This window comes from Ralstonia psammae (assembly GCF_958405935.1).
In the GTDB taxonomy this organism is placed as follows: Bacteria; Pseudomonadota; Gammaproteobacteria; order Burkholderiales; family Burkholderiaceae; genus Ralstonia; species Ralstonia psammae.
In genome coordinates, this window is sequence record NZ_CATZBU010000004.1 from 430,826 (window position 1) to 453,296 (window position 22,471).

At 63.8% G+C, this 22,471-nt stretch carries 20 protein-coding genes; 13 read left to right on the forward strand and 7 right to left on the reverse strand.

What is annotated here, in order from left to right:
- Positions 1-46 precede the first annotated feature (46 nt).
- Positions 47-2,059 (reverse strand): glycoside hydrolase family 28 protein, encoded by a 2,013-nt coding sequence (locus R2N16_RS11565; RefSeq protein ID WP_316665810.1) that lies wholly within the window; start codon positions 2,057-2,059, stop codon positions 47-49.
- Positions 2,060-2,730: 671 nt separating this feature from the next.
- Between R2N16_RS11565 and R2N16_RS11570 the strand changes: the two genes are divergently transcribed.
- The 7 genes from R2N16_RS11570 to R2N16_RS11600 all read left to right on the forward strand — a co-directional run bounded on the left by R2N16_RS11570 (position 2,731) and on the right by R2N16_RS11600 (position 11,577).
- Positions 2,731-5,034, forward strand: coding sequence for a LamG-like jellyroll fold domain-containing protein (locus R2N16_RS11570; RefSeq protein ID WP_316665811.1), 2,304 nt, complete (start codon positions 2,731-2,733; stop codon positions 5,032-5,034).
- Positions 5,035-5,275: 241 nt separating this feature from the next.
- Positions 5,276-6,223 (forward strand): MerR family transcriptional regulator, encoded by a 948-nt coding sequence (locus tag R2N16_RS11575; RefSeq protein WP_316665940.1) that lies wholly within the window; start codon positions 5,276-5,278, stop codon positions 6,221-6,223.
- Between the two features lie 200 nt (positions 6,224-6,423).
- Positions 6,424-7,713 (forward strand): NAD(P)/FAD-dependent oxidoreductase, encoded by a 1,290-nt coding sequence (locus R2N16_RS11580; protein WP_316665812.1) that lies wholly within the window; start codon positions 6,424-6,426, stop codon positions 7,711-7,713.
- Positions 7,710-8,477 (forward strand): DUF1365 domain-containing protein, encoded by a 768-nt coding sequence (locus R2N16_RS11585; RefSeq protein ID WP_316665813.1) that lies wholly within the window; start codon positions 7,710-7,712, stop codon positions 8,475-8,477. The genes R2N16_RS11580 and R2N16_RS11585 overlap by 4 nt, the downstream gene beginning before the upstream one ends.
- Positions 8,474-9,673, forward strand: coding sequence for a class I SAM-dependent methyltransferase (locus R2N16_RS11590; RefSeq protein ID WP_316665814.1), 1,200 nt, complete (start codon positions 8,474-8,476; stop codon positions 9,671-9,673). The genes R2N16_RS11585 and R2N16_RS11590 overlap by 4 nt, the downstream gene beginning before the upstream one ends.
- A gap of 2 nt (positions 9,674-9,675) precedes the next feature.
- Positions 9,676-10,452, forward strand: a complete 777-nt coding sequence (locus tag R2N16_RS11595) for a DUF1295 domain-containing protein (protein ID WP_316665815.1) — start codon at positions 9,676-9,678, stop codon at positions 10,450-10,452.
- A 24-nt stretch (positions 10,453-10,476) separates the two neighbouring features.
- Positions 10,477-11,577, forward strand: a complete 1,101-nt coding sequence (locus tag R2N16_RS11600) for an SAM-dependent methyltransferase (RefSeq protein ID WP_316665816.1) — start codon at positions 10,477-10,479, stop codon at positions 11,575-11,577.
- A gap of 35 nt (positions 11,578-11,612) precedes the next feature.
- On the opposite strand, the gene R2N16_RS11605 is transcribed toward R2N16_RS11600, so the two are convergent.
- Positions 11,613-12,155 carry a DUF2878 domain-containing protein gene (locus R2N16_RS11605; protein ID WP_316665817.1) on the reverse strand — a complete coding sequence of 181 codons (543 nt, stop codon included), beginning with the start codon at positions 12,153-12,155 and terminating at the stop codon, positions 11,613-11,615.
- Between R2N16_RS11605 and R2N16_RS11610 the strand changes: the two genes are divergently transcribed.
- Complete coding sequence (locus R2N16_RS11610; protein ID WP_316665818.1) at positions 12,132-12,764, forward strand: lipocalin family protein; 633 nt, start codon at positions 12,132-12,134, stop codon at positions 12,762-12,764. The two genes, R2N16_RS11605 and R2N16_RS11610, sit on opposite strands and share 24 nt — an antisense overlap.
- Before the next feature lie 11 nt (positions 12,765-12,775).
- Here R2N16_RS11610 and R2N16_RS11615 read toward each other — a convergent pair whose 3' ends face one another.
- Positions 12,776-13,261, reverse strand: coding sequence for a chalcone isomerase family protein (locus tag R2N16_RS11615; protein WP_316665819.1), 486 nt, complete (start codon positions 13,259-13,261; stop codon positions 12,776-12,778).
- Between the two features lie 339 nt (positions 13,262-13,600).
- On the opposite strand from R2N16_RS11615, the gene R2N16_RS11620 reads away from it, so the two are divergent.
- Positions 13,601-14,221: a lipocalin family protein gene (locus tag R2N16_RS11620; protein ID WP_316665820.1), complete on the forward strand. Its 621-nt coding sequence runs from the start codon at positions 13,601-13,603 to the stop codon at positions 14,219-14,221.
- 108 nt (positions 14,222-14,329) lie between these two features.
- Here R2N16_RS11620 and R2N16_RS11625 read toward each other — a convergent pair whose 3' ends face one another.
- Together R2N16_RS11625 and R2N16_RS11630 are read right to left on the reverse strand one after the other, a co-directional pair.
- A complete protein-coding gene (locus R2N16_RS11625) occupies positions 14,330-14,749 on the reverse strand; it encodes an Hsp20/alpha crystallin family protein (RefSeq protein ID WP_316665821.1) in 420 nt (139 codons plus the stop codon).
- A 33-nt stretch (positions 14,750-14,782) separates the two neighbouring features.
- Positions 14,783-15,226 carry an Hsp20/alpha crystallin family protein gene (locus tag R2N16_RS11630; RefSeq protein ID WP_316665822.1) on the reverse strand — a complete coding sequence of 148 codons (444 nt, stop codon included), beginning with the start codon at positions 15,224-15,226 and terminating at the stop codon, positions 14,783-14,785.
- Between the two features lie 193 nt (positions 15,227-15,419).
- Here R2N16_RS11630 and R2N16_RS11635 point away from each other — a divergent pair, with 193 nt between their 5' ends.
- The 4 genes from R2N16_RS11635 (at position 15,420) to R2N16_RS11650 (ending at position 18,608) form a co-directional block, all read left to right on the forward strand.
- Positions 15,420-16,052 carry a diguanylate cyclase gene (locus tag R2N16_RS11635; RefSeq protein ID WP_316665823.1) on the forward strand — a complete coding sequence of 211 codons (633 nt, stop codon included), beginning with the start codon at positions 15,420-15,422 and terminating at the stop codon, positions 16,050-16,052.
- A 170-nt stretch (positions 16,053-16,222) separates the two neighbouring features.
- Positions 16,223-16,540 carry a co-chaperone GroES gene (locus R2N16_RS11640; protein WP_316665824.1) on the forward strand — a complete coding sequence of 106 codons (318 nt, stop codon included), beginning with the start codon at positions 16,223-16,225 and terminating at the stop codon, positions 16,538-16,540.
- Positions 16,541-16,623: 83 nt separating this feature from the next.
- Positions 16,624-18,246 (forward strand): chaperonin GroEL, encoded by a 1,623-nt coding sequence (gene groL / locus R2N16_RS11645; protein WP_316665825.1) that lies wholly within the window; start codon positions 16,624-16,626, stop codon positions 18,244-18,246.
- A gap of 110 nt (positions 18,247-18,356) precedes the next feature.
- Positions 18,357-18,608 (forward strand): hypothetical protein, encoded by a 252-nt coding sequence (locus R2N16_RS11650; RefSeq protein ID WP_316665826.1) that lies wholly within the window; start codon positions 18,357-18,359, stop codon positions 18,606-18,608.
- A 171-nt stretch (positions 18,609-18,779) separates the two neighbouring features.
- Here the strand turns inward: R2N16_RS11650 and R2N16_RS11655 are convergent, their stop codons facing one another.
- Entirely contained in the window at positions 18,780-20,993 is a 2,214-nt protein-coding gene (locus tag R2N16_RS11655; RefSeq protein ID WP_316665827.1) for an amylo-alpha-1,6-glucosidase, read from the reverse strand.
- A gap of 17 nt (positions 20,994-21,010) precedes the next feature.
- Positions 21,011-22,096: a glycosyltransferase family 4 protein gene (locus tag R2N16_RS11660; protein ID WP_316665828.1), complete on the reverse strand. Its 1,086-nt coding sequence runs from the start codon at positions 22,094-22,096 to the stop codon at positions 21,011-21,013.
- Between the last annotated feature and the right edge of the window lie 375 nt (positions 22,097-22,471).

A 22,471-nucleotide genomic window follows, 5' to 3' on the forward strand; every position in this document is an offset into this window, starting at 1 on the left:
AGGCGCTGGCCAGCGGAACCGGCCAAGCGCGAAGGAGGCGGGTTGCTCAGCGGGCGTCGGTCACGGTGGTGTTGAAGGTCTGTCCTCCGATCACCACGTTCTGCAGCGTGATGTCGTGCACGTTGTAGGCGTAGATTGGCCCCGGCGTGGTGGCGCTTGCCGGGCTCGCCGCCGTGGGCGTGCCGAAGTTGCAGTTCGAGATCGTCACGCCGGTGATGGGGGGTACGGTGGGCGCGGGCAGCGTGCCGTTGTAGTCGAACGCTACGGGGCCCTGCGCAACGATGGCCTGGAAGCAGGAGCCCGTCAGGCCGCCGGTCGTGACGTTGCCGGCGGTCACGTTGGAGATGTTCACGTTCTGCACCAGGGCCGGCCGCGTGCGGATGGCATCCGCTGCAGGCTGGTAATCGCAGTCGAACGTGATTAGGCCGCCCTGGGAAGCCGAGGGGTTTGCGGCGGCCGCGGTCACCACGCCCAGCGGCACCGTGCTGTTGATCGGGCTGCCTGCCAGCATCTTGCTGCCGTAACCGGCGCCTGTGAGGTTCACGCCGTTGGGCAGGCTGACGTTGGTCACATAGAAGTTCTTCACGAACCCGCCCCGGTTCATGTTCGTCTTGATGCGGATCGCGATGTTCAGCGAGTTCGTTGCCCAGAACTGGTTGAGCATCGCCAGGTTGCGCGCGTAGATGTTCTGCACGCCGCCGCCCATTTCGCTACCCAGCGTGATGCCGCCGTGGCCGCTGTTCATCGTGCAGTTCTGGATGACGTGGTCTTGCGCCGGACCGTAGCCGGTGTCGAGGTTCTTGCCCGATTTGATCGCAATGCAATCGTCGCCCGTGTTGAACGTAACGTTCTCGCACAGCACGTTGCTGCAGGCGTCGGGGTCGAAGCCGTCGTTGTTGGGGCCGATGCTGTCCACCGTCACGCCACGGATGACCACGTTCGTGCAGTGCACCGGGTGGTGCTGCCAGAACGGCGTGTTGACCGTGCGGTAGTTTTCCATCAGCACGTTGGTGCAGCCGATGAACTCCACCATGCACGGGCGCAGGTAGTGGCCGAGCCCGAAGATGCGCTTCTCGACCGGCACGCCGGCTTCGGACAGCGCGGGCAGGTAGTTCTGGTCTTGCTGCCAGGGCGTCGCCGGATTGGTAAGCAGTGTGTACAGCGCGCTTGGGATGCCCGGCACCGCGGTCTGCAGGTCGACGTTGTTGGGGTTGCTGTAAGCCTGCGACGGCGTGCTCGAGCCGGCACACCCATAGGCGCCGTTGGTGCCCTTGAAGGTCCACCAGCACGTGCTGGTGTTGCCCGTGCCGGCAAACGGGGTCATGGCCTGGCCGTTGAGCACCGAGGTTGCCCCTTCGCCCGTCAGTGCGATGTTGCTGGCGTTGCGTGCGTAGATGGGCGAGCCGTAGTTCAGGCAGTCGTCGGCTTGCCAGCGGCTGTAATACAGCTTGCCGTTGGCGCCGCAATCGATCGGGCCATCCTTGGCGTAATCCGCCGGATTGGCGCTGAAGTAGATCGTGCAGTTTGCACTCAGGTGGAAGTTGACGTTGCTCTGGAGCACGATCGGCCCGGCGCAATACCACGTGCCAGAAGGCACCACCACGCGCCCGCCGCCTGCTGCATTGCATGCCGCAATGGCAGCCAGGAACGCGGGGCGCGAGTCGAATGCGCCTGCCGCCTGCGTTGCCCCGGCGCCCGAACTCACGGGCGATTTGGTCGGATCGGTGTAGGGGCTTGTCTGCGCGACAACGCTGCACGGCTGTGCGCCAAACGCCTCGACCTGGAAATCAACGGCCGGGAACGCGCTCTGTGCAACGCCCTTCAGCGAAGAAATGATGGTGGTGGCCGCGCCGTTGGCGCCCCAGATCGGATCGGCCTGCACGGGCGCCGTCGGCGTCGTGGCAACCGGCGCGACGTCGTCGGAACTGCCGCCGCAGGCGCTCACCAGCGCCCCGCCGACCACGGCACCGCCATAGCTCAGAAAGGCGCGTCGCGACGGATTGTGCGGGGTGCGGGCATCAGATGCCTGCCGCCGCCGGTTACGGAAGGGCGCTGTCATGGGTCTCCTCGTCTGGTTTTGTCTGACGTGTCGACTCGGCCGGAAGCTGCCGAATCGGGGCATGTCTTTTGATATATCAGAATTTATGGATTGATATATTAGTGGTCAAGGCCGGGTTTTCCCGATCCCCACCACGGGAGTACGCGAGGCGACGAGGGCCATGTGCACGCTCGGCGGGTGCCGTGTCGGGCCCGATGACGCCACTTGCAAACCTGGTTTAGGCACACCAAGGGTCGGCCGTTTGTCACCGCTGCAGAGGCCCCCGCGCGACGGCGCAGGGCATGGTGGCTCGGCATCGAGCCGTCGCACAGCACCCTCAAATAGACGGTGTGTTCCTATCTATTGAGTTGCGATTCAAACCAATCGCGATTGAATGCGCATGACTTAAATAAACGCCACTGTCATACAGCATTCCTACCATGCGGATGCCAATCGATGTGACCGATTCATTTTATGAATCGCAGGCAATAAAAAGAGCATCGAACGCATTCGCAGTCTGAGTTTTTTTGAGAATGTTTCGTCTCGGATGCTCAGTGCGGTTGATCTGTGTCGATGAGAATTGCAGCGTTTCAGGCTTCACTTTCATTTCCCTTCGAGCGTTGGACCAGCCCTGCGAATTGCGACGGCAATTGTTTGCCTTTTGGGTAGCCTAAAACGTAACGGAGAGAACCATGTCAATGAAAAGTCGGGCTGAGCAACAGCGGTTGACGCTGGATGATCTGGCCGCTGTTCCTGAACTGAAACGCAGGCAATTGCTGCGCATGATGCTGGCTTCGACGGCGGTCGGCCTATCGGGCGCGCTGAGCGGGTGCGGTGGCGGAGATTCGGCGGATGCCTCCACGGGCTCCACGTCAACGGGCACGAATACTTCGCCAGGGTCGGGGGACCCGGGCACCGGTACGGCTACGCCGAAGCTGGTGTCGTCATTTACGCTGGCGGCCTTGCCGGATACGCAATTTTATCCGCGCTATGCATCCGCAAAAATGGGCGAGTTGTATCAAAAGAATTATCCGACCATCAATCCGCAATTTGACAATCCATTCAAGGCGCAGACGCAATGGATTGCCCAAAATGCAAAGGCGCTGAAACTGGCATTCACCACCCACCTTGGCGATATTGTCGATCAGTCCTGGTATTACACCTCCGAAGGCTCGGCACCGTGGAGCGCGAGCACCGATCTGCTCAGCAACAGCCAGCTCAGCAACGGCACGGTCACCAAAGAGTGGGAACTGGCGAGCCAGGCAATGCAGGTGCTGGAAAAGGCCAACTGCAATTATTCGATTTGCGCTGGCAACCACGATGTCGGCGCGATCGGCTCGTCGATGCAATGGGGACCGGACTGGGGCGTTGGCGTCTCCGGTTTCGATAACACGGACGGATACCAGGACGGCGGAAGCCACCGGCAGGGCCTGGTGGAACCGTATCTGAAGGTGTTCCCAACCGCGCGGGCGCAGCAGCAGTCCACCTTCGGCGGCCGTCATGGCTCGGGCTTTCACGAGTACCACGTCTTCAAGGCGGAGGGGAATCAGTTCCTGGTGCTGTCGATGTCGTGGCGCGCTTCGGACGATGCGATTGCGTGGGCCAATTGGGTCATCGCAAAGAACCCTGGCATTCCGGTCATCCTGATTTGCCACCAGCTTGCGGGCATTGGTCCGGATGCGGTGACGGCGGCCGATACGGCGTATTCGAATTACCTGTGGGACAAGCTGATCAAGAATAACGACCAGATTTTCATGGCCGTTTCCGGTCACTATCACGGCTCCTGCAAGATGACGAAGAAGAACGCCGCCGGCAACGACGTCATCTTCATGGTTGTCGATTATCAGATGGCCTATATGGGCGGCAATGGCCTGATGCGCTTGTACGAATTCGATCTGACGAACAACAAGATCATCGCCAGTTCGTTCTCGCCGTGGGTGCCGGTCAAGCCGGAGGCGAGCCTGAATCAGTTCGACTCGGCGTGGCTGACGGCGGATAACCAGAACTTCTCGATCGACATCGATTTTGCGAAGCGCTTTGCCGGCTTCAGTTCCACCTTCAAGGCGGCGACGGGCTCGGTGTCGGGCAGCCTGACGGACGTCGCCAAGGGGCTGATCCTGGCGAACTTTCACAACCCGCCGCAGGATGCGGGCAAACCGGCGTCCGGCCCGAGTGACTACCCGGTGGTGCCTAACACGCTGGCGCACTGGCGCTTCTACAACACGGCCGCCGCTGAAGGCGAGGCACTGTCTCCGTATCAGCCGGGCTTCCAGATCAAGGATGCGTCTGTTCCGGGCGATACCACGGGGGGCGCGAATCCCATCTCGCTGAACACGTGGATGGGTGGGCAACCCGGCGACCTGGTCTGGTCGAAGGACCATCATCCGTTGTCGTCTGCACCGGGCAGCCTGCAGTTCAAGAACGCCAACCAGACGAGGGCCTCGTATTTCACAACTGCCTCGACGTCGCCGCTGAACGTGCAAACGTTTGCCGATGGCTACACCATCGAGGCATTCGTGAAGATCGATTCGGCCTGGACTGCGCAGAACAACGCGTGGATGGGCATCCTCTATCGGCTGGGTGCACGCAGCGCAGCCACCGGCGTGTCGTGGCCGGGCGATGTCGACCAGGGCGACACGATGGCGATGTTCGCGTTTTCCAACCTGATGGAGTTCCAGTGGGAGGTCATCCCCACCGACAACACCGAGAACCTGGCGTGCTGGTCGGGCGGTGTCTCGGCGGGGCAGTGGCTGCACGTTGCCATCGTCAACGACGGAAAGGGCAGCACGACGATGTACGTAGAGGGCGCGCCCATCCTGCGCAATAGCAGCGGGATGGACGGCATCCGCTACGTGGCGAGCACGCAGCAGATGGCGATCGGCTGCGCGCAGTATGGCGGCAGCATGGGCAATGGCTTCTTCGGCAGCCTTGGGGAGATGCGGATTGTCGGCGCGCCGCTGCCACCGAGCCAGTGGTTGACGGCACGCGCTTCGTAACGTCGGGACGGCTCCCGCCGTTGCGGTTTGGCGGGAGTACGGCCTGAACGCGCCGATGTGGCGGCTTTCGCACAACAGCGGTGGTTCTGCCCGGAAATGGCGACTCAATTCCGACTCATTACCGGGCTGACGCGTGTTTTGCGCTTCATTTCATTGACGATGTCGGCGGCACAGCGTTTCATGTCAGCAAAGCAGCTCTTGCATGGAGACGCACGTGCCACATGAAGACAACGCGGCGCCGATGTACCGAAGCGGAACGGCCGCCCGCATGGCCAAGATGCCTGTATCCACCCTCCGTGTGTGGGAGCAGCGCTATGGCGTGATTTCGCCGACCAAATCGGAGTCCGGCCAGCGGTTGTATTCGAGCGAAGACGTCAGGCGCCTCGTGCTGCTGCGCTCGCTCGTCAATCAGGGGCACGCGATCGGCGCGATTGCGCATGCGGACAGCGCCGAACTCGAGCAGTTGCTGGAAACCTCCCTGGCTGCCGAGGCACCGGGGCCGATACCGTCCAACGCGGCAATTTCGCTTGCGGTGTGTGGCGCGTTGCTGGCAGAGCGCGTCCGGCGCAGAAAAAGCACGCTCGCGTCGCTGGGGATCGAGCCGGTCATCGAGCTGCCCGCAATTGATGGCGAGACACGCCTTGAGCCACTGCCGCGCACAGACGCATTGATCGTGGAAGCCTCATCCCTGCATCCGGAGACGGCGGAAGCCCTATTGGCGGCAGCGCGCCGCTGCGGCGCCAGTGCTGTCGGCGTGATCTACAGCTTTGGCACGGTTCGCGCCACCGACATGCTGCGCGCGGCCGGCGTGCGGTTGTATCGGGAGCCCAATGCGCAGGGTGAACTCGACCAGGTCCTGCAGGAGCTGTCGCAGCTCGTGCGCGTAGACGCCGTGTACGGAAAGCTCGAACCGCTGCGGCGCAACGCGCGCCGATTTACGGACCGCCAGCTGGAGATCTTCGCCAACGCATCGCAGACGCTTGCCTGCGAGTGTCCACGGCATCTTGTTGGGCTGATCCGCCAGCTTGACGCGTTCGAGCGTTTCAGCGATGGCTGCGCGGTGCGGTCCTCGCTCGATGAACAACTCCACCGCCATCTCGGCGATGTTGCCAACCGTGCCCGTCTGATGCTCGAAGACGCAATGGAATTCGCTATTCGGGCGGAGACGCTGCATCCACCTGCGGGTTAGCCACGTATATGTCGCATCGCGTCGCATCCGCCTCGCTCGGGATGCCCGCCTGAGCCGGTATCTGCGGTGCGTGCACCGCCGGCTTGCGACGACAACTTCATGAAACGCATTTGGGTCCGCCCGGACTTGCCGGCGCGGTGGGTAGCGTGCCGTCTTCTTTTTTTGACCGTCCAACGATCCAACGGGGCCTTGCCTTGAACATGCATTCCTCTCCTGCGCAGCGCATCGCGGTGGTCGGCTCCGGCATTTCGGGGCTGGCGGCGGCGCATTTCCTCGCCAAGCGGCACGCCGTGACGCTGTTCGAGGCTTCGCCCCGGTTGGGTGGGCATACCAATACGGTGGATATCGAAGAGGGCGGACAGGTCTTCGGCGTCGATACTGGGTTTCTCGTCTTCAATCAGCGCACGTACCCGAATCTGATTGCGCTGTTTGACGAGCTTGGCGTGGCGCATTGCGAAAGCGACATGTCGTTCAGTGTGTCGGTCGACGGCGGTGCGCTGGAGTGGGCCGGCACCAGCCTGCGCACCGTCTTTGCGCAGCCGCGCAACGTGGTGTCGGCACGGTTTCTGTCGATGCTGAGCGACATCCTGCGATTCAACCGCCAAGCGCACGCCAACCTGGCGCTGGCTCGCAATGAGCGCCACAGCCTTGGCACGCTGCTGGCTGCCGGCCGCTATGGTGAGCCGTTCTGTGCGCACTATCTGCTGCCGATGGCGGCGGCAATCTGGTCCACGCCCAGCCGCGACATTCTGGCGTTCCCGGCCGAAACATTCCTGCGGTTTTGTCTGAACCACGGCTTGCTGCAGGTCTTCAACCGGCCGCGTTGGCGCACCGTCAAAGGCGGTGCGCGCAGCTATGTGCACGCGATTGCCCGCCGGTTGGCCGATGTGCGTGTGGGCACGCCGGTACGCGGCATCCGCCGTGCCGCTGGGCATGTCGACGTGCGGACCGAGTCCGGCAGCGAGCGCTACGACGCCGTGGTGCTCGCCACGCACGCACCCCAGACGCTGCATCTGCTTGACGATGCAACGGACGAAGAGCGTGCCGTGCTGGGCGCATTCCGCTACCAGCCCAACACTGCCTTCCTGCATCGCGATCCCCGTCTGCTGCCGCGTCGGCGTCGTGTGTGGTCGGCGTGGAACTATCTCGACGCCTCGCGGGCGGGCGCAACGGGCACGGCGCCGTGCGTCAGTTATCTGCTGAACCAGCTGCAACCGCTGCCCGTGTCGACGCCCGTGGTCGTCACGCTCAACCCGCCGGCTCCGCCGGCGCCCGAGCTGGAGTATCAGCGCTTTGCATATGAGCACCCGGTATTCGATCAGCCGGCCATCGATGCGCAGGCCCGCCTGCCTGCATTGCAAGGCCGTGGCAGCACGTGGTTCGCGGGCGCCTGGACGGGATACGGGTTCCACGAAGACGGGTTGAAGTCCGCCCTGCGCGTGGCGGCGGATTTCGGCTGCGCTCCTGCGTGGGCACAGGTGACGCCATGAACGGCGACGCACAGCTTCTCGTCGGCCAGGTCATGCATCGCCGCCTGCGGCCGGTGGCCCATCGCTTTGTCTACCCGGTGTTTGCGGTGCGCGTAAAGCTCTCGGCGCTGGGGCGCCTGACGGGCACCTGGTTTGGCGTGGACTGCTTCCGGCCGCTGTCTTTGCGCGTGCGTGACTACGGACCGCGAGACGGCACAGACCTGCTCGCCTGGATACGTGGCGTGCTGCGCGGCGCGGGTTTGCCTGCCGATGGCGAGGTCTGGTTGCAGACCTTTCCGCGCATTGCCGGCTGGATGTTCAACCCTGTCTCGTTCTGGTATTGCCACGACGCGGCCGGCAAGCTGCGCGCGGTGCTGGCCGAGGTCAACAACACCTTCGGCCAGGACCACCGCTACCTGCTGTGCGCGCAGGACGGCGGGGCCATCGGCGCGCACACCGTACTGACGTGCCGCAAGCAGTTGCATGTCTCGCCCTTCTGCAGGGTCGAGGGCGGTTATCAGTTCCGCTTTACCGAGACCGCTGCAACAGCGCTGGTGCGCATCGATTATCACGACCGAGACGGCCTCTTGCTGCAGACCGCCATCGGCGGACGGCTGCGGCCCTTTGATGCCGTTCACCTGCGCCGTGCGGTGCTGCGGCAGCCGTTGCTTGCGCTGCAGGTTATCGGCCGCATCCATTGGCAGGCCCTTCGCTTGTGGCTCAAGGGCGTGCCGTTCGTTGGCCGTGATGCCCACGACAGATCTTCTCCGGAGAACTCCCGATGACCGCTTTGCACTCCCTCGCCTGGGTGCCGCCCCATGTTCCTGCTGCCGGGCGCCTGTTCGTGGCGTTGGCCGGTCGACTGCGACACGGTTTCCTCCACCTTGTCACGCCCGATGGCGATGTGCAGATCGGCGATGCCGCCTCGCCGCTGGTGGCGGATCTGCGCATTCTCGACTGGCGTGCGTGTGGGCGCATCCTGCGCAGCGGCGATGTGGGCTTTGCCGAGGCGTATCGCGACGGATGGATCGACACGGGCAACCTCCCGAATCTGCTGCGCCTGGCTATCGTCAACGCCGCCACGCTGGACCAGGCGATCTTCGGACATGCGCTTGCGCGCTCTGTGCTTCGCCTGCGCCACTTGCTGCGCCGGAACAGCCGTCGCGGCAGCCGCCGCAATATCCACCTGCATTACGACCTCGGCAACGATTTCTATCGGCTGTGGCTGGACGAGGGCATGGCCTATTCGTCCGCGTGGTTCAACGGCAGCCTGCGGCACGGGCTTGCAGACGCGCAGGCCGCCAAGTATCGGCGCGTGTGCGATCTGCTCGGGGTGGGGCCCGGCATGGATGTGTTGGAGATCGGCTGCGGATGGGGCGGCCTGATGGAGATGGCCTGCGCGCGCGGTGCGCACGTGCACGGCATCACGCTCTCGGAAGAACAGCGCCGCTACACCGCAGAGCGCCTGGCCGGCGAGCCCCGGGCACGCGTTGAACTGCGCGACTACCGGGACGTGGATGGCGCGTACGACGCCATCGCGTCCATCGAGATGTTCGAGGCCGTGGGCGAGGCTTACTGGCCGACCTACTTCCAGACGCTGGCGCGCTGCCTGCGGCATGGCGGCCGAGCCCTGGTGCAAAGCATCACCATCGACGAAGCACACTTCGAGCGCTACCGCGCCGGCACCGATTTCATCCAGCAGTTCATCTTCCCGGGCGGCATGTTGCCCAGTCGTGAGCGCTTTACCAAGCTCGCGCAGCAGTACGGCTTGCGTGTGGTCGACCGCCTGGACTTCGGCCGCGACTACGCAGAGACACTGCGCCGCTGGAGCCAGCGTTTCGAGGCCCGGCTGGAGGCCGTGCGCGCACTCGGATTCGACGAGCCCTTCATCCGCATCTGGCGGCTGTACTTCGCTTACTGCGAGGCCGGCTTTGACGAGGGCCGGATCGGCGTGTCGCAGTTTCTGCTGCAGCGGGGATGACCATGTCGGCGATCGGCGTCGCGCTCGTAGCGCTCGTGTTTCTGGTGTTGGTGTTCAGTGCCGTGTGGGCGTGGCAATTGACCAGCGAGAACGCCGGCATGGTCGACCCGGTCTGGGCGTTCTCACTCGGCGCGGTGGCATTGCTTTACGCGTGGTTGGGCACGGGTTCGTTGCCTGCACGCGTGTTGGTCGGAGTGGGCGGAGCGGTCTGGGGCGCGCGCCTTGGCCGGCACCTGTGGCAGCGTAACGCCGGCAAGCCGGAAGACGCGCGCTACCGCAAGCTGCGCCAGGAGTGGGGTGCAGCGGCAACGCGAAACATGTTTGGATTTTTCCAGTTGCAGGCGGCGGTATCGATGCTCCTGTCGATTGCGTTCGCGGTGCCGAGCTACCGGCAGGATTCACCGGGCGCCTTCGCCATGGCGACTGCGGTCGCGCTGTGGGTGATTGCGGTGGCCGGCGAGGCACTGGCCGACAGGCAACTGCGCAAGTTTGCGGCGGACCCGGCGAACCGGGGCAAGACCTGCCGGGCGGGGCTGTGGCGCTATTCGCGACATCCCAACTATTTCTTTGAATGCGTGCACTGGCTGGCCTACGTGCCGCTGGCGATCGGCACGCCGTGGGCATGGCTCACGCTGCTGCCACCGGTGGTCATGGCGTGGCTGCTCGTGAAGGTCTCGGGCGTTCCCATGCTCGAAGCCCACATGCGTGCCACGCGTGACGACTATGCCGAATACGCTCGCACAACGAGCGTGCTGATCCCCTGGCCACCGCGCCGCTGATATGCAGACCGAAGGAGACCTCACATGACTGCGCTGTTCACGCCGACCATACCGCCGCAGGCCGCGCCCGACGCCGGTGACAGCTGGCTTATCCAGTGCTGCGAGCGCGGATGGCTGCCGGATGCCCTGGTGCGCGCCGGCATGCGCACCCTCATGCGCCGTCGTTTGCAAGACGAAGGCATTCATGATGGCGAGCTGCGCTCACGGCGCTTCAATGCGTTGCTGGATGAACTGCACGCCAGCCCCATTGCAATTGAGACAGACGCGGCCAACACGCAGCACTATGAGTTGCCGCCCGCATTCTTCGAGGCCCACCTGGGGCCGCAGTTGAAGTATTCCTGCGCGCTGTACCCGAGCGGCAATGAAACGCTGGCCGAGGCGGAAGAGGCGATGTTCTCGTGCTACGCCAACCGGGCCGGCCTGGCTGACGGCCAGTGCATTCTGGACCTCGGCTGTGGCTGGGGCTCGCTGTCGCTCTGGATGGCCAAGCGCTATCCCAATGCGCGCATCGTGGCGCTGTCCAACTCGCAGGGCCAGCGTAGCTGGATCGAGGCACGTGCCGCCGAGCGGGGGTTGTCCAACCTTACCGTGCACACCGGCAACATCGTCGACTTCGAGTTTGCACAGATGCCCGAAGGCGGCCGCTTCGACCGCGTCGTGTCGATCGAGATGTTCGAGCACATGAAGAACTACGGTCTGTTGCTCGCCAAGATTGCACGCTGGATGCGCCCAGATGCAGTGTTGTTCGTGCACATCTTTGCGCACCGCACGCTGGCGTATCACTTCCAGGTGCAGGACGGTACCGACTGGATGTCGAAGTATTTCTTCACGGGCGGGACCATGCCATCGGAGGCGCTGCTGCTGCACTTCCAGGACGACCTGCGCGTGACGAGGCAATGGTGGGTCAGCGGCACGCACTACGCGCGCACGGCCGACCACTGGCTGGCCAACCTTGATGCCGCCCGGAGCCGCCTGATGCCGGTGTTTGCCCAGACCTACGGTGAACGCGAAGCGGCAGTGTGGTTCCAGCGGTGGCGCATGTTCTACCTGGCGGTGTCCACGTTGTTCGGCTATGCCGGCGGTAACGAATGGGGCGTGGCGCACTACCGATTCGTCAAGCGATAGGGGGCGGCGGCAGTCAGGGGACAGTCAGCGGACAGTCAGGGCAGGGTGCCGATTCCGTCGCTGCGCTCACCCATCCACACCAGTAGCGGCATCCATATTGCCCAGCCGACAGCCAGCACGCTGAGCGTGGTAGCCATATCGGGAATGTGCGCAGCCCCCAGCGCCGCGCCCGCGCGAAACGACAGCGGGCCAGCAATGGCACCCAGCAGCATTGCCAGCCACCACCTGCCGCGCAGCCAACGAAAGAGGACATTCACTTGGATCGCGAACAGCACCCACAGCGCCAGCAGCCAGGGCGGCACGAGCCCGACCCACAGGGCGCCATGCGGATAGGCGATGAGCCCGGTGCGGATCAGGAGCGTCTCCCATGGCGCCGCGATCGCAACGACCCACAGTACCAGCCGCAATTCCAGGTACGGGTGGCGGGCTTGCCGCAGATGAAGCACCAGCAGTACCGCGACGAAGACGATGCCCAGCCACGCGGCATCCCACGCGGCACTCAGCACGCAGACAAACCAGCCGGCCTGTCCGGCGACCGCATAGAGGAGGGCACGATGAGAACGTATCGAAGAGGCCACAGTAGGCTCACCCTGTCAGGTTGGGCACGTTGGCTGGCGGTGGTCGCGCTGGCCCTTGCCAGCGCTGCCTGCTCCGGCCCACCGCCGAATCCCAACCCGCGGGCTGCTGTGCCGCTGCAGACGGTGCCGGTTGATCTGCCGCGCTACATGGGGCGCTGGTATGTCATCGCCAACATTCCGTACTTTGGAGAGCGCGGCAATGTCGGCAGCTATGCCGAATGGGCGCTGCGGCCCGATGGCCGTATCGACGATGCCTACGTCTATCGGCCAGGCAGTTTCGATGCGCCGTTCAAACGTATGCAGTTCGTCGATTCGGTGGTTCCGGGCAGTGGCGGCGGCGAGTGGCGCGTGCGATTGTTCTGGCCCATCTACGTCTCGCAGCTGACGCTGTATGTCGACCCCGAATACCGTGTGACCCTGCTGGGCTATCCAGACAAAAGCCTCGGCTGGGTGTTCTCGCGCGACCCCGATATGAGCGATGCCGACTATCGTGCGGCACTGAGTCGTTTCGAAGCCATGGGTTACGACACTTCGCGCTTCCGGCGTGTGCCGCAGCTCCCAAGTCAGTTGGGGCAACCGGGCTTCCAGTCGCCGGGAGATGCCGACTAGCTGGGTGTGCATCAGCGTGACTTGCCCAGGAGCTGGCGGCGCAGGGACGGAGCGCGCGTGCCGGGTGCCAGCCAGATATCGAAGAATGCGCGCGCGAAGACGGGATCGTCCACCTCGGTCGTCAGTTGCCCATTGGCGTAAAAGCGTGCGCCGCGGCCGGGCAGATACACGCCGCACAAGGTATCGCCCGGCTTGACGTCGGGGAAGGCCGGCGTCATTGCGCGCTGCCATTGCGCCAGGGTGTCGTCGGACGGGGCAGGTGCCTGGAGCCGCCGGATTTCGTCGACGGCGGTTTCGATGAGTCGGTTCCGCTCGATTGCCCGCCGATACGTCACCTCGAGGGCAAATGGCGCGTCATAGCTGGCCGGGAGTTCAGCGCTCCATAGCTGCGCATCGTAGAGGCAGAACCCGAACAGGCACAGCGCACCTTTGCCGGACAGTTGCGGCGCGTGCAGCGTGTCGCGACAATCGGGCAACGCCTGTGCGCTCACGAGCATGCACAGGACAAGGACCACGGTTCGAACGACCTGAGTGCATTTGGCAGGCATATTGCAAGGTGCACGCGCACAAGTGGGGCAAGCGATGAACAGTCAGCTTCTGGAGTCTACTGACGCAGCGCTTCGCGCGGGAACACTGGCACGATATTTTCTTGACGCAAATCCTGCACACGACATGCACCGCGCGGGGCAGCCGGCATCTGCGGTGCAGCGGAACCATGCTGATGCAATGCCGTTTCATTGGCGGAAATGCGCGGTGTGTTCCGCCATATCCTGTAGACGCGATGCGTTGTGCTGCAGTTCATGTCGCAATGGGCGACACCACGATAGGGGTGCTGTATGGCAGATGCGTTGACACAAGCGTTTGAACTTGCGAAGCGCGTAGCGCTGCATGGCGCACGCACACTGGGGCGCCTGCAATGGCTGGCACCGTTGCTCGCCGGTGCGGCGTTCCTGGCGGCGTGCGCACCGACGAGCCCGCCCGAAGGCATCGCCGCCGTCACGCCGTTCGATCTACAGCGCTATCAAGGGCGCTGGTACGAACTGGCACGGCTCGATCATGCATTCGAGCGCGGCTTGACCGATGTCTCCGCCACGTATGAGCCCGGGCCCGATGGCAGCGTCCGCGTGGTCAACCGCGGTTTCGATCCTGCCAAGGGTGAGTGGCGCGAGGCGGTCGGCAAAGCGGTGTTCGTGGGCGACCACCATGTCGGCTCGTTGAAGGTCTCGTTCTTCGGGCCGTTCTATGGCGGCTATCACGTGGCCGCGCTCGACGTCGATTACCGCTGGGCGCTCGTGGTGGGGCCTGACCGCGGTTACTGCTGGGTGTTGGCACGCGACAAACATCTGGGCTCTGCACAGCGCGAGGCCATTGTCGCGCGAGCGAGGTCGCTGGGCATTGATACCGCCGCGCTGATCTGGGTCACGCACGATCGGCAGGATCCTCATGCGCCTGCTTAACGTTTGCCACGCCGGATACCTTGAGACTTAGCGGCAAGCCGCCATGCCAAGTGCAGGCGCGCATAGCACGCGCCTGCTTCCAGGGCAGAGCCACTGCGGGCGATCCGCTCAGCCGACGTGGACCTCGATACGCCGGGGTTTGGCTTCATCCCGGCGTGGGATCGTCAGCTTTAGCACCCCGTCGCGCAGCTGAGCATCGATGCGCGAGGCGTCAAAGTCGGGGCTGAGGACGAAGGTGCGCGAGAAATGCGGGTGCCGGACTTCGCCGTGCTGCAGACGCAGGCCGGGCGGCGTAGGCACCATCAATTCTGCGTCGACGGTCAGCGTGCCGTCCTGCACCCTGACATCGAGCTTCTCGCGCGGCACGCCCGGCAGATCGGCATACAGCGTGATGCCCTGGCGGTTCTCGAAGATGTCGACTGGCGGTGCCAGCGTGGTCTGACGTTGAGCCGACTGTTCGGCCTGCTGCTTTGCAACAGATGCATTGCCTGTCTGGGCGGGGTTAGCCAATTGGGTGGTCTCGTTCATGATGTGCTCCGTCATTCATGTGCAAGGCGTGGCTCAGCCTTGCACGGTGATCTGCCGAGGCTTTGAAGCCTCCGACTTGCCGACACTGATGGTCAAGCAGCCGTTGACATAACGTGCGCTGACTTTCTCCGGGTCGACGTCCTGTGGCAGTTCAATCACGCGGCGGAATGCGCCCACGAAGCGCTCGTCCGCATAGACGCGCGTATCGTCGGTCAACTCGAAATCGGGGCGCTTGCGCTCGCCGCTGATGGTCAGCAACCCCTTGTCGATCGAGACATCGATCTGCGTGGGGTCGAGCCCCGGAGCGAAGGCGACGATCTCGACGGAGTCGTCTGTGCTGCCGATGTTGATGGGAGGGAAGGTGCCGATGCGCGTTGCGCGCAGGCTTGCGGGCGCCCCCGCAAAAAGGCTGGCCATCTGCCGGTGCAGGCGGTCGAATTCGCCCAGCAGATCGGTGCCAAAAAACAAATCGCTCATGGCTGGCTCCTGAAAGGGGGCCCGCACGGAGACTGAACCGAACTACGCGCTCCAGGTCATCCGTCCGTGGCAAGCCCACTGACAAACAAATCGAAACACGCAGCGCGTGAACTGCGACTGCATTGACGACACCTAAAATAGGGAAGCAAGCGGAAATTTCAAGAGGCCATTCGATACATCATTCGGAGGTTTCATGGACCTTTTCAACGCGGTGCACGAACAGATGGATGCGGTGCGTCTGCCGTTGGTCGCGGTGACCGTGACGGCGGCCAGGCGGTTGAATACGCCGCTCGTGGCGATCCTGCATTGGCACGGATTCCGCCGCGCCAGTCCGCTCGTGTTACCGGGCATCGACATTCCACCTCGCTCCGTGCCGGGCTCAGCCATTCAAGTCCGGCACGCGTGGCATTGCATCGAAGCTGTCGATGAAGTGCTACTCGATGCGGCTTGGCGACTCGGCGCATGGGATCTGGAGCGCGTCGAGCGACGCGGTTGCAACGTGGTGGGCGCGTCGGCTGGTGAAGCGCTGGCGTGCCGTCAGGCATTCGGTGATTACGACGGCGCATCGGCGGATGACGCGCTGATCGATGGCGCGCCCGATCGCGGCGAGCTGATGCAGCTTGCCGCAAACGAGGGCTACCTGCGCTGGCTGTTCCGTCCGGTCAAGGGTGGCCTGTGGCGGGCGCTTGACGAGCGGGACGACACGCTGGGCCCCGATGGCGGGCGGCCGCCACCCTGTCCGATTCTTCCAGTACCGCGCCAACGGCAGGGACGCAGCCGTACGGTCTACCGGCTTGGCGCCGTCCGGCGCATCCTTTTGCCTTGAAACATTTGGTTACATACTCACGGTTTGCGAGCCTCTTGAAGTCGCTGCGGTGCGCTTCTATTTTGGTTTCCGCCAAGCGTTGGCACGGCTTGCCGGCCCGTCGGGCTCCACGCTAGAACGGTGCGCAAGTCGGATTCCTTTTTTGGTGATCTATCGCTCAGGAGATGGAAATGAAGATTCGTCCCCTCTACGACCGGGTTATCGTCAAACGAATCGAACAGCAGCGGACGACGGCCTCGGGCATTGTGATTCCTGATTCCGCCGCAGAGAAACCCGAGCAGGGTGAAGTCATTGCGGTCGGCACCGGCCGCCTGCTCCAGGACGGCACGCAGCGCGAACTCCAATTGAAAGTCGGCGACCAGGTGCTGTTCGGCAAGTACGCCGGGCAGACCGTCAAGGTTGATGGCGAGGAGCTGCTCGTCATGCGCGAAGAAGACGTCATGGGCGTTCTCGAAACCCATGCCGAAGCGGTAGCCAAAGCTGCCTGAAGCCTCTAGCCGGTCGCGGACACCGCGAGTGGACCGGTCGTTCGCGACGCGTTGAGTCAACGACTTTACCCGGAACAACAAACATGAGTGCAAAAGACGTCAAGTTTCACGACAGCGCGCGCGTCCGTATCGTCAAGGGCGTGAACGTTCTTGCCGACGCCGTGAAGGTGACGCTCGGGCCCAAAGGCCGCAATGTCGTCATCGAGCGCAGCTTTGGCGCCCCGACCATCACCAAGGACGGCGTGTCTGTCGCCAAGGAAATCGAGCTGAAGGACCGCTTCGAGAACATGGGCGCCCAGATGGTCAAGCAGGTCGCATCCAAGACCGCAGACATTGCGGGGGACGGCACCACCACGGCCACAGTACTGGCCCAGGCCATCGTGCAGGAAGGCATGAAGCATGTGGCCGCCGGCATGAACCCGATGGATCTCAAGCGTGGCATCGATAAGGCCGTGGGCGCCGTGCTCGACGAGCTTCGGAATCTGTCGAAGCCGATTTCGACCAACCGCGAAATCGCCCAGGTGGGTTCCATCTCGGCCAACTCGGACGAGGCCATCGGCAAGATCATCGCCGACGCCATGGAGAAGGTCGGCAAGGAGGGCGTGATTACGGTCGAGGATGGCAAGTCGCTCGACAATGAGCTGGACGTCGTCGAAGGGATGCAGTTCGACCGTGGTTATGTCAGCCCGTACTTCATCAACGATCCGGAGAAGCAGGCGGCATATCTGGACGACGCGCTCATCCTGCTGCACGACAAGAAGATCTCGAATATCCGGGACCTTCTGCCGATCCTCGAAGCCGCGTCCAAGGCCGGCAAGCCGTTGCTGATCGTCGCCGAGGATGTCGAGAGCGAAGCGCTGGCCACGCTCGTTGTCAACGCAATGCGCGGCATCCTGAAGGTCGCAGCCGTCAAGGCGCCGGGATTTGGTGACCGCCGCAAAGCCATGCTCGAAGACATCGCTGTGCTCACGGGCGCAACCGTCATCTCGGAGGAAACAGGCAAGCAGCTTCAAAAGGCGACGTTGGAGGATCTTGGCCGAGCCAAGCGCGTGGAAGTCCGCAAGGACGACACCATCATCATCGACGGGGCCGGAGACCAGGCCAGCATCGACGCCCGCGTCAAGTCGATCCGTGTACAGATCGACGAAGCGACGAGCGACTACGACCGCGAGAAGCTGCAAGAGCGCGTGGCGAAACTCGCTGGAGGCGTTGCCGTCATCAAGGTGGGCGCCGCCACCGAAGTCGAAATGAAAGAGAAGAAGGACCGGGTTGACGATGCCTTGCACGCAACGCGTGCGGCCGTGGAAGAAGGCATCGTGCCCGGCGGTGGCGTAGCGTTGCTGCGAGCCCGCTCTGCGGTGCTGAACCTCAAGGGTGCGAATAGCGATCAGGATGCCGGCATTCGGATCGTGCAGCATGCCCTGGAGGCGCCGCTGCGCGCCATCGTCGCCAATGCCGGTGAAGAGCCCTCCGTCGTGATCGCGAAGGTGTCCGAAGGCACGGGCAACTACGGCTACAACGCGGCCACGGGCGAATACGGCGACCTCGTGGAAGCGGGCGTCGTTGACCCAACCAAGGTCACGCGCACCGCGCTGCAGAACGCCGCGTCTGTCGCCGGGCTGATCCTGACCACGGATGCGACCATTGCAGATGCGCCGAAGGAAGAGAAGCCCGCGCAAGCGGCGGCTCCTGAACTGGACTACTGAACCACGCAGTTGCGCTGCCATCGACTGGCCGGTCCGCCGGCCGGTGCAACTGCATTCCGGCGCCGCACGCTCTTGTTGCGGTGCCGGCTTTTTCAGGTTCAACCGCCACGATGAAACTACAGCTCACCATTGACGCGAAGGCCCTCGACGTTGAAATCGATGACGTCGTTGCCGGTCTGCTCGCGGCGCGCCTGGGTCTTCCGGAAGGTGCCGACCATCACGATGCGATCTCGCGCCATCTGAGCGAGGTCAGCGCACCGTGGGTGCTGGATGAAGAACACATGCGCAAACGCGTGCTACGTCGTCTCATTCTGGAGATCGCGGATCCCGCGCTCTTGATGCGCCATCTCATGATTGATTAGTGCCGCTACGTGCTGGGCGACGGGCACCTCGTCAGTGGCATGGGCGTTGCGGGGTGTTCTTGACCCCCGAGGCCAGCGCGGCGCGGGTGACAAACTGATCGCCAGGAACGCTGGGATCGGTGCAATAAAAGAACCCGCGTCCGTCATTCGCGAATGACCGTCACCCCTCGGCTAGTTTCGAGTGATTGTTCTGATTGGCCCCTGCCGGTTCAGCACATCGACCACCACACGCTCGCCGGAGCGGCGCACCGCCACATCCGCACTGCCTTCACCGACTGCCAGGTTGCGGAAGACCACTTCGTCAAGGAAGGGCGGCAGCGACGGAGACTCGAAGGTGATTGCCGGCTCGCGCGTGTCGAAGTCGAGCCCCAGGCAGGCCTGCAAAAGCAGCAGCGGAGCGGCCGCCGCCCAGGCCTGCGGAGAGCACGCCACCGGATAGAACGTCGGGCCTTGGCTACGCTGGCGTGAAAAGCCGCAGAACAGCTCGGGCAGCCGGCGCAGCTCAATGTAGCTGGCGGCCGCGAACAGGCCCTCAAAGATGCGGCTGGCTTCGGGATGGTAGCCGTAGCGTGCCATGCCCGCGGCGATCAGAGCGTTGTCGTGCGGCCAAACCGAGCCGTTGTGGTAGCTCATCGGATTGAAGCGTGCTGCATCGGTGCATACGGTACGGACGCCCCAGCCGCAGAATGCGTTGCTGTCCATCAGCGCAGCCACCACCGAAGGCGCGCGCTCGGGCAGCGCGATGCCAGTAAACAAGGCGTGGCCCGCATTGGATGCACGTACACGGCATGGGCGCTTCTCGCCGTCCAGCGCCAACACGTAGGTGCCCAATGCCGCGTCGTAGAAACGCGCGTCGAAAGCCTCACGCAGCATGTCCGCCCTGGCCGCATAGACCGCTGCGCTCTCGTGATCGCCCAGCGCTGCACTGATCGACGCTGCAGCCTGCCAGGCACCATAGGTGTAGGCCTGCACCTCGGCCAACGCAATCGGGCCCGGGGCGAGTTGCCCGTCTTCATGAAAGACCGAATCGCGGCTGTCTTTCCAGCCCTGGTTGATCAGGCCTTCCGGCGACTGTCGGCCATATTCGACAAACAGGTCGCCATCGCGGTCGCCATAGTCGTTGATCCAGTCCAGCGCGGCCCGGATGTGCGGCCACAGCGTGCGCATGGTTTCGACATCGCCGGTGCGCCGCAGGTAGGCGCCGGCCAGCAGCACGAACAACGGCGTGGCATCCACGCTGCCGTAGTAGAGTCCGAACGGCACTTCCCCCAGCCTCGCCATTTCGCCATGGCGCATTTCATGCAGGATCTTGCCCGGCTCGGCATCGGCCTGTGGGTCAACCGTTTTCGCCTGCATCGCGGCAAGGTATTGCAGGACGCCGCGGGCAATTTCGGGGTCGAGCCAAAGCGTCTGCAGCGCTGTAATCAGGGCATCGCGCCCGAACACTGTGCTGAACCATGGAATGCCGGCATACGGATACGGTCCGTATTCGGTGTTGGTCAGCAACATGTACAGGTCCGATACGCTGCGCCGGGCCATTTCATTGAAGAGTTCATTGGAGGTCGTGATGGATGCCGCGCGGCGGGTCGCACGCCGCAACTCGCGCCGCGACTGCAGCAGTGCGCTGAGGAAGGATTGGGGCTCCACGGGCTCGGGCTGCATCGCTTCGCAGCGGATCTCCATGCGAAGTACCTGCGAGCACGACGGCTCGAGCGTCAGGTTGAAGCTCGCGCTGCCACCGCCCAGCTCGGCCGGCGCCGGATCAAAGGCGAGCCGGGTCTCGCGCCGCACCTCGTCCAGACCGGTATAGCTCAGTGTGACCGTAGCACCCGCGACATCCGGCGTGTGCACCGTGCCGCGCCGCAGCCGCCGCGTACCACGCACTTCGAAAAGGTCGGCAAAGTCGGCATCGAAGGCAATATCCACGCGCACGCTTCGTGACACGTCGTCATAGTTGCGCACGCTCAGCCGCTCATAGCAGGCGCCGTTCCAAAGGAAGCGCGACCTGCGCAGGTGGATCAGATCGTGCTCCAGCCACAAGCGGCCGTCCTCGTCGAACAGGTCAGGATTGGTCAGGTCGCAGGTCAACGAGGCGTTGTCGTCGCGCAATGTGGAGGACAGCAGCATCGGCCGCGCCCCATCGATGGTCAGGCGCAGATAGGAGAGGTGCCGGGTATCGAAATGGAACAGCCCTTCCGGACTGCCCAGCACACCGAGGGCATCGCCGTTGTGGTCGAACAGCGCGAAGGTGTCTCCGTGTTTGAGCGTGCGAGGCCGGCGCTCCTGCAGCGAGGCCGCCGCCGGGATATAGAACTGCGCAACATGGGCTGCCCCGGCGGCCAGTGTTGCGCTGCCCGGTAGTTCGTTCGACGGCTCGAATTGCATAGGTAAGGTTCCTCCACTCACGCGAGCGCCGGTGCGCCGGGCTGGTCTGCCGGCGACGCCGCGGCGCTGGGTTCTGTCAGGCTCCGGTAGATGCGCACGTAGTCACGTGTCATCCGATCTGCCGTAAAGCGCGCCTCGAAGGCCGCACGAACCGCGGCGCGCGGCAAGGTGCCAATGCGATGCACTGCCGCCACTGCTTCATCGATGCTGCGCACGATATAGCCGCTGACGCCGGACTCGATCACTTCAGGCACCGAGCCGCACGCAAACGCGATCACGGGCGTGCCACACGCCATCGCCTCGATCATCACCAGCCCGAACGGTTCTGGCCAGTCGATGGGGAACAGCAGCGCGAGCGCATTGCCGAGGAAGGCGGATTTTTCATGCTCGTCGATCTCGCCGAGGTATTCGACATTCGGGTGCGCCGCCACCAGTGGGCGGATGGTGCTTTCCCAGTAGGCGCGGTCGACTTCGTCGATCTTGGCGGCGATCTTTAGCGGCAGCCCGGCGCGTGCTGCAATCTCGATGGCATCGTCGGGGCCCTTCTCCGGAGAAATCCGGCCGAGAAATGCCAGGTAGTCGCCGCGTGGATTTGCACAGCAGGTGAGTAGGTTCGCAGGCAGGCCATGGTGCACGGTGCCGGCCCAGTTCACCGGCGGCATCGGCGCGCGCTGCGCAGTGGAGACCGAAACGAGCGGGAATTGCGGGAAGCGCGTGTAGAACGGCAACAGGTCCGGCAGGTCCAGGCGGCCATGCAAGGTGGTCACAGCTGGCACCGGCACCGGCATGCGGCGCAGCAGCGGGAACTGCATCATGTCGATATGGAAATGCAGCACATCGAAGCTGCTGGCGCGCGCCATGACCCGGTCCAGCATCATCAAGTAATACGGCAACGGATCGCGCACGCGCGTGCCGAGGCGCAGCGCTACATCGCAGCACGGCACCAGTTCGGCAAGTGTGACCGAGTCCCCGCTTGCGAACAGCGTGACTTCGTGGCCCTGCCGCACCAGTTCTTCGGTCAGGTAGGAGACGATGCGCTCCGTGCCGCCATACAGGCTGGGCGGGCAGCGCTCCGCAAGTGGTGCAATCTGTGCAATCTTCATCGGTACTCCAGGTCTTGCGGCAATACTGGAGGCGGGATGACCGCGACAGAGCTTGGGCTGATGAAAGGCAAGACGGAAAGGACTGCCTGCAATTTCAAGCTGTCGTGCCCAGGAGTGAAGTGCGCGGTAAGGCCCTGCTCGCGCCGCGCGCGGAAGTCCTGCCTTTACAGTAGATCAAAGCATCATGAAATTCGTCTTCAATTTGACGCCACTCGGTCAGATGCACTGAACGTGCAGCAGGCAGCGTCGCCTCGCAGTCCTGTGCGCGGGCCAATGCTTCGCCCACAGGCGCATGATGGGGTGTCTCTCGCGTGTCGTCCGTACGCTACCGTTCAAACGGAACTTTGCGGCGGACCAGATCAGGCGGGGTGGGAT

Coding starts and splice junctions, on each gene's coding strand:
- R2N16_RS11565 (WP_316665810.1), bottom strand. CDS start 2,059: ATGACAGCGCCCTTCCGTAACCGGCGGCGGCAGGCATCTGATGCCCGC.
- groL (WP_316665825.1), top strand. CDS start 16,624: ATGAGTGCAAAAGACGTCAAGTTTCACGACAGCGCGCGCGTCCGTATC.
- R2N16_RS11590 (WP_316665814.1), top strand. CDS start 8,474: ATGACCGCTTTGCACTCCCTCGCCTGGGTGCCGCCCCATGTTCCTGCT.
- R2N16_RS11600 (WP_316665816.1), top strand. CDS start 10,477: ATGACTGCGCTGTTCACGCCGACCATACCGCCGCAGGCCGCGCCCGAC.
- R2N16_RS11640 (WP_316665824.1), top strand. CDS start 16,223: ATGAAGATTCGTCCCCTCTACGACCGGGTTATCGTCAAACGAATCGAA.
- R2N16_RS11570 (WP_316665811.1), top strand. CDS start 2,731: ATGTCAATGAAAAGTCGGGCTGAGCAACAGCGGTTGACGCTGGATGAT.
- R2N16_RS11630 (WP_316665822.1), bottom strand. CDS start 15,226: ATGAGCGATTTGTTTTTTGGCACCGATCTGCTGGGCGAATTCGACCGC.
- R2N16_RS11595 (WP_316665815.1), top strand. CDS start 9,676: ATGTCGGCGATCGGCGTCGCGCTCGTAGCGCTCGTGTTTCTGGTGTTG.
- R2N16_RS11610 (WP_316665818.1), top strand. CDS start 12,132: ATGAGAACGTATCGAAGAGGCCACAGTAGGCTCACCCTGTCAGGTTGG.
- R2N16_RS11585 (WP_316665813.1), top strand. CDS start 7,710: ATGAACGGCGACGCACAGCTTCTCGTCGGCCAGGTCATGCATCGCCGC.
- R2N16_RS11635 (WP_316665823.1), top strand. CDS start 15,420: ATGGACCTTTTCAACGCGGTGCACGAACAGATGGATGCGGTGCGTCTG.
- R2N16_RS11620 (WP_316665820.1), top strand. CDS start 13,601: ATGGCAGATGCGTTGACACAAGCGTTTGAACTTGCGAAGCGCGTAGCG.
- R2N16_RS11650 (WP_316665826.1), top strand. CDS start 18,357: ATGAAACTACAGCTCACCATTGACGCGAAGGCCCTCGACGTTGAAATC.
- R2N16_RS11615 (WP_316665819.1), bottom strand. CDS start 13,261: ATGCTCGTGAGCGCACAGGCGTTGCCCGATTGTCGCGACACGCTGCAC.
- R2N16_RS11625 (WP_316665821.1), bottom strand. CDS start 14,749: ATGAACGAGACCACCCAATTGGCTAACCCCGCCCAGACAGGCAATGCA.
- R2N16_RS11660 (WP_316665828.1), bottom strand. CDS start 22,096: ATGAAGATTGCACAGATTGCACCACTTGCGGAGCGCTGCCCGCCCAGC.
- R2N16_RS11655 (WP_316665827.1), bottom strand. CDS start 20,993: ATGCAATTCGAGCCGTCGAACGAACTACCGGGCAGCGCAACACTGGCC.
- R2N16_RS11575 (WP_316665940.1), top strand. CDS start 5,276: ATGTACCGAAGCGGAACGGCCGCCCGCATGGCCAAGATGCCTGTATCC.
- R2N16_RS11580 (WP_316665812.1), top strand. CDS start 6,424: ATGCATTCCTCTCCTGCGCAGCGCATCGCGGTGGTCGGCTCCGGCATT.